This window comes from Salinicola sp. MIT1003 (assembly GCF_001858555.1).
Taxonomy (GTDB): Bacteria; Pseudomonadota; Gammaproteobacteria; order Pseudomonadales; family Halomonadaceae; genus Salinicola; species Salinicola salarius.
Map to the genome: position 1 here is coordinate 1 of NZ_MCAP01000035.1, position 5,830 is coordinate 5,830.

A 5,830-nucleotide genomic window follows, 5' to 3' on the forward strand; every position below is an offset into this window, starting at 1 on the left:
TGGTCCGTAAAGTACGCATCCGCTGACGCCGAGACAGGGTTTCGGAGGCAGCGGAGAAGAAAGCCAAGCGTTTGATTTGATTGAAGAAATCGGTTGACGCAAAGCGGTGAGGCCGGTAAGATCGCTTCCCAGTTCTTCGAAGGATCGGCTCCACCCAGTTTGACCGGAGCCGGCGGGATTCAACGAAAAAAGATGTTGACATCTCCGCCAAGATCCTTAAAATACGCCACTCCTTACGGCGGCCAAGAAAACAAGCGCTGACAAGCACTTGGGGCCGACGGCAGAAGCAAAGCGCTTCGAGTAGGGACGCTCTTTAACAATCGATCAGGTAATTGATGTGGGCGCTTGTTCTCGCGTGACAGCCAGTCATGACATATCGAGGCAAGCGACTCGTCAAGATTCGTTTGACCTTGAACCAAGTTTGGTCCGCTTTTATGCTCGTTCTTCGGAACGAGAGAAGTAAGGACTATCAGACTTTAAACTGAAGAGTTTGATCATGGCTCAGATTGAACGCTGGCGGCAGGCCTAACACATGCAAGTCGAGCGGCAGCACGGGGAGCTTGCTCCCTGGTGGCGAGCGGCGGACGGGTGAGTAATGCATAGGAATCTGCCCGGTAGTGGGGGATAACGTGGGGAAACCCACGCTAATACCGCATACGTCCTACGGGAGAAAGCGGAGGATCTTCGGACTTCGCGCTATCGGATGAGCCTATGTCGGATTAGCTAGTTGGTAAGGTAACGGCTTACCAAGGCGACGATCCGTAGCTGGTCTGAGAGGATGATCAGCCACACTGGGACTGAGACACGGCCCAGACTCCTACGGGAGGCAGCAGTGGGGAATATTGGACAATGGGCGAAAGCCTGATCCAGCCATGCCGCGTGTGTGAAGAAGGCTTTCGGGTTGTAAAGCACTTTCAGCGAGGAAGAAAGCCTTTGGGTTAATACCCCAGAGGAAGGACATCACTCGCAGAAGAAGCACCGGCTAACTCCGTGCCAGCAGCCGCGGTAATACGGAGGGTGCGAGCGTTAATCGGAATTACTGGGCGTAAAGCGCGCGTAGGTGGCTTGGCACGCCGGTTGTGAAAGCCCCGGGCTCAACCTGGGAACGGCATCCGGAACGGCCAGGCTAGAGTGCAGGAGAGGAAGGTAGAATTCCCGGTGTAGCGGTGAAATGCGTAGAGATCGGGAGGAATACCAGTGGCGAAGGCGGCCTTCTGGCCTGACACTGACACTGAGGTGCGAAAGCGTGGGTAGCAAACAGGATTAGATACCCTGGTAGTCCACGCCGTAAACGATGTCGACTAGCCGTTGGGACCTTTAAGGACTTAGTGGCGCAGTTAACGCGATAAGTCGACCGCCTGGGGAGTACGGCCGCAAGGTTAAAACTCAAATGAATTGACGGGGGCCCGCACAAGCGGTGGAGCATGTGGTTTAATTCGATGCAACGCGAAGAACCTTACCTACCCTTGACATCCAGAGAAGTTGGCAGAGATGCCTTCGTGCCTTCGGGAACTCTGAGACAGGTGCTGCATGGCTGTCGTCAGCTCGTGTTGTGAAATGTTGGGTTAAGTCCCGTAACGAGCGCAACCCTTGTCCTTATTTGCCAGCGAGTAAAGTCGGGAACTCTAAGGAGACTGCCGGTGACAAACCGGAGGAAGGTGGGGACGACGTCAAGTCATCATGGCCCTTACGGGTAGGGCTACACACGTGCTACAATGGCCGGTACAAAGGGTTGCGAGACCGCGAGGTGGAGCGAATCCCAGAAAGCCGGCCTCAGTCCGGATCGGAGTCTGCAACTCGACTCCGTGAAGTCGGAATCGCTAGTAATCGTGAATCAGAATGTCACGGTGAATACGTTCCCGGGCCTTGTACACACCGCCCGTCACACCATGGGAGTGGACTGCACCAGAAGTGGTTAGCTTAACCTTCGGGAGAGCGATCACCACGGTGTGGTTCATGACTGGGGTGAAGTCGTAACAAGGTAGCCGTAGGGGAACCTGCGGCTGGATCACCTCCTTAAACGATTAGCTTAGCGTGGTTCAAGCGCTCACAATCAATTACCTGATCGGCCAGAGCAAGACTGTTTGGGTCTGTAGCTCAGTTGGTTAGAGCGCACCCCTGATAAGGGTGAGGTCGGCAGTTCGAGTCTGCCCAGACCCACCAAATTTTATCCAGTTCCACGTTATTTCGTGACTCGCATAGCAGGCTATGCGTCGCCCCGAAATGCCTCGATCTGAATAAAATTAAACAGATCAAATAAAAGAGAAAGTCTTCTTGGTTCTTTTTACGATCTGTCTATCCGGGGCCTTAGCTCAGCTGGGAGAGCGCCTGCCTTGCACGCAGGAGGTCAGCGGTTCGATCCCGCTAGGCTCCACCACTCTCTCGCGGCAACCCGGGAGACAAGCACAACCCGACAGTCTGACCATAAGTTTTAAGCTATACGCTTGACGTGACGATGAAACACTCGTGACAGCAAGCTTACAGCTTAGAGCTTATCGCTCTAAACGCTCTTTAACAATTTGGATCATGCTGACAGTTCTTCTCTCTAGAGAAGAACAAACGAGATACGTCTCAAGCGTATCCGGCAATTGTCGAATGATTAATCACTGACCAGACTCCTTCGGGTTATATGGTCAAGCGATTAAGCGCACACGGTGGATGCCTTGGCAGCCAGAGGCGATGAAGGACGTTGTAGCCTGCGATAAGGTTCGGTGAGGTGGCAAACAACCTGCGACCCGGACATTTCCGAATGGGGAAACCCATCCAGCACAAGCTGGATATCCCACACTGAATCCATAGGTGTTGGGAAGCGAACCGGGAGAACTGAAACATCTAAGTACCCCGAGGAAAAGAAATCAACCGAGATTCCCCCAGTAGCGGCGAGCGAACGGGGAGTAGCCCTTAAGCATGTGACTGGTTAGACGAACGCGCCTGGAAAGGCCGGCCATAGTGGGTGATAGCCCCGTAGTCGAAAACCTGAATGTGTGAAATCGAGTAGGTCGGGGCACGTGAAACCCTGACTGAACATGGGGGGACCATCCTCCAAGGCTAAATACTCCTGGCTGACCGATAGTGAACCAGTACCGTGAGGGAAAGGCGAAAAGAACCCCGGAGAGGGGAGTGAAATAGATCCTGAAACCGTGTGCGTACAAGCAGTGGGAGCAGACTCGTTCTGTGACCGCGTACCTTTTGTATAATGGGTCAGCGACTTATATTCAGTGGCGAGCTTAACCGTATAGGGGAGGCGTAGAGAAATCGAGTCTTAACTGGGCGACCAGTCGCTGGATATAGACCCGAAACCGGGCGATCTATCCATGGCCAGGGTGAAGGTTGAGTAACATCAACTGGAGGCCCGAACCCAAGTATGTTGAAAAATGCTGGGATGAGCTGTGGATCGGAGTGAAAGGCTAATCAAGCTCGGAGATAGCTGGTTCTCCTCGAAAGCTATTTAGGTAGCGCCTCACGTATTACCGCCGGGGGTAGAGCACTGTTTCGGCTAGGGGCCCATCCCGGGTTACCAACCCGAGGCAAACTCCGAATACCGGTGAGTAGAGCGTGGGAGACACACGGCGGGTGCTAACGTCCGTCGTGAAAAGGGAAACAACCCAGACCGTCAGCTAAGGCCCCCAAATTCTGGTTAAGTGGGAAACGATGTGGGAAGGCATAGACAGCTAGGAGGTTGGCTTAGAAGCAGCCATCCTTTAAAGAAAGCGTAATAGCTCACTAGTCGAGTCGGCCTGCGCGGAAGATGTAACGGGGCTCAAACCAGATGCCGAAGCTACGGGTTCATCCTCTGGATGAGCGGTAGAGGAGCGTCGTGTAAGTCTGCGAAGGTGTGTTGAGAAGCATGCTGGAGATATCACGAGTGCGAATGCTGACATGAGTAACGACAAGGGGAGTGAAAAACTCCCCCGCCGGAAGACCAAGGTTTTCTGTTCTATGCTAATCAGAGCAGAGTGAGTCGGCCCCTAAGGCGAGGCCGAAAGGCGTAGTCGATGGGAAACGGGTTAATATTCCCGTACCGGATGTGATTGCGATGGGGGGACGAAGAAGGCTAGGTGAGCCAGGCGTTGGTTGTCCTGGTGAAAGTCAGTAGGCTGAGGGCTTAGGCAAATCCGGGTCCTCAAGGCCGAGAGACGAGACGAACGGACTACGGTCCGGAAGTCATCGATGCCACGCTTCCAGGAAAAGCCTCTAAGCTTCAGATCACATGCGACCGTACCCCAAACCGACACAGGTGGTCAGGGTGAGAATCCCAAGGCGCTTGAGAGAACTCGGGTGAAGGAACTAGGCAAAATGGCACCGTAACTTCGGGAGAAGGTGCGCCGGCTTAGGGTGAAGGACCTCGCGTCCCGAGCTCGAACCGGTCGAAGATACCAGGTGGCTGCAACTGTTTATTAAAAACACAGCACTCTGCTAACGCGTAAGCGGACGTATAGGGTGTGACGCCTGCCCGGTGCCGGAAGGTTAATTGATGGTGTTAGCCCTCGGGCGAAGCTCTTGATCGAAGCCCCGGTAAACGGCGGCCGTAACTATAACGGTCCTAAGGTAGCGAAATTCCTTGTCGGGTAAGTTCCGACCTGCACGAATGGCGTAATGATGGCCACGCTGTCTCCACCCGAGACTCAGTGAAATTGAAATCGCAGTGAAGATGCTGTGTACCCGCGGCTAGACGGAAAGACCCCGTGAACCTTTACTATAGCTTCACACTGGACGCTGATGTTGCTTGTGTAGGATAGCTGGGAGGCTTGGAAACCCGGACGCCAGTTCGGGTGGAGCCAACCTTGAAATACCAGCCTGGCATCATTGGCGTTCTAACTTGGCACCGTGATCCGGTGTGAGGACAGTGTGTGGTGGGTAGTTTGACTGGGGCGGTCTCCTCCGAAAGCGTAACGGAGGAGCACGAAGGTACCCTCAGCACGGTTGGAAATCGTGCATTGAGTGCAAGAGCATAAGGGTGCTTAACTGCGAGACAGACACGTCGAGCAGGTACGAAAGTAGGTTCTAGTGATCCGGTGGTTCTGTATGGAAGGGCCATCGCTCAACGGATAAAAGGTACTCCGGGGATAACAGGCTGATACCGCCCAAGAGTTCACATCGACGGCGGTGTTTGGCACCTCGATGTCGGCTCATCACATCCTGGGGCTGAAGTCGGTCCCAAGGGTATGGCTGTTCGCCATTTAAAGTGGTACGCGAGCTGGGTTTAGAACGTCGTGAGACAGTTCGGTCCCTATCTGCCGTGGGCGTTGGAGATTTGAGAAGTGCTGCTCCTAGTACGAGAGGACCGGAGTGGACGCACCTCTGGTGTTCCGGTTGTCACGCCAGTGGCATCGCCGGGTAGCTATGTGCGGACGGGATAACCGCTGAAAGCATCTAAGCGGGAAGCCTTCTTCAAGATGAGATCTCCCCGAGACTTCGAGTCTCCTAAAGGGTCCAGCAAGACTAGCTGGTTGATAGGCACGGTGTGGAAGCGCTGCAAGGCGTTGAGCTAACGTGTACTAATGCCCCGTGAGGCTTGACCATATAACCCCAAGGGGTTTACGGCACCGGTACGAGACGTACCGCGTGCGATCGGTGATGATCACCGACAGACTGGATACGCCCTGTCTTGAAGAGCAGGCAGGCGAGACGTGTCTTGGTCAGCATGATCCGAATCGGTCGGGATGAGGGCGAATTGCAGTCACGCCACGCATCCCGACGTCAGTTTTGCCTGACGACCATAGCGAGTGGGAACCACCTGATCCATGCCGAACTCAGTAGTGAAACCGCTCAGCGCCGATGGTAGTGTGGGGTCTCCCCATGTGAGAGTAGGTCATCGTCAGGCATCTAT

The 5,830-nt window shown here is 54.4% G+C and carries 2 tRNA genes and 3 rRNA genes; all 5 read left to right on the forward strand.

Features of this window, described 5'->3' with window-relative positions:
• Positions 1 to 478 precede the first annotated feature (478 nt).
• Positions 479 to 2,019 (forward strand): 16S ribosomal RNA (locus tag BC443_RS13130).
• Between the two features lie 67 nt (positions 2,020 to 2,086).
• A tRNA-Ile gene (locus BC443_RS13135) sits at positions 2,087 to 2,163 on the forward strand.
• A gap of 138 nt (positions 2,164 to 2,301) precedes the next feature.
• A tRNA-Ala gene (locus BC443_RS13140) sits at positions 2,302 to 2,377 on the forward strand.
• Between the two features lie 254 nt (positions 2,378 to 2,631).
• A 23S ribosomal RNA gene (locus tag BC443_RS13145) occupies positions 2,632 to 5,523 on the forward strand.
• Positions 5,524 to 5,709: 186 nt separating this feature from the next.
• Positions 5,710 to 5,824 (forward strand): 5S ribosomal RNA (rrf, locus tag BC443_RS13150).
• Together the 16S, 23S and 5S rRNA genes with 2 tRNA genes alongside form the textbook arrangement of a ribosomal RNA operon.
• The last annotated feature ends 6 nt before the right edge of the window (positions 5,825 to 5,830 follow it).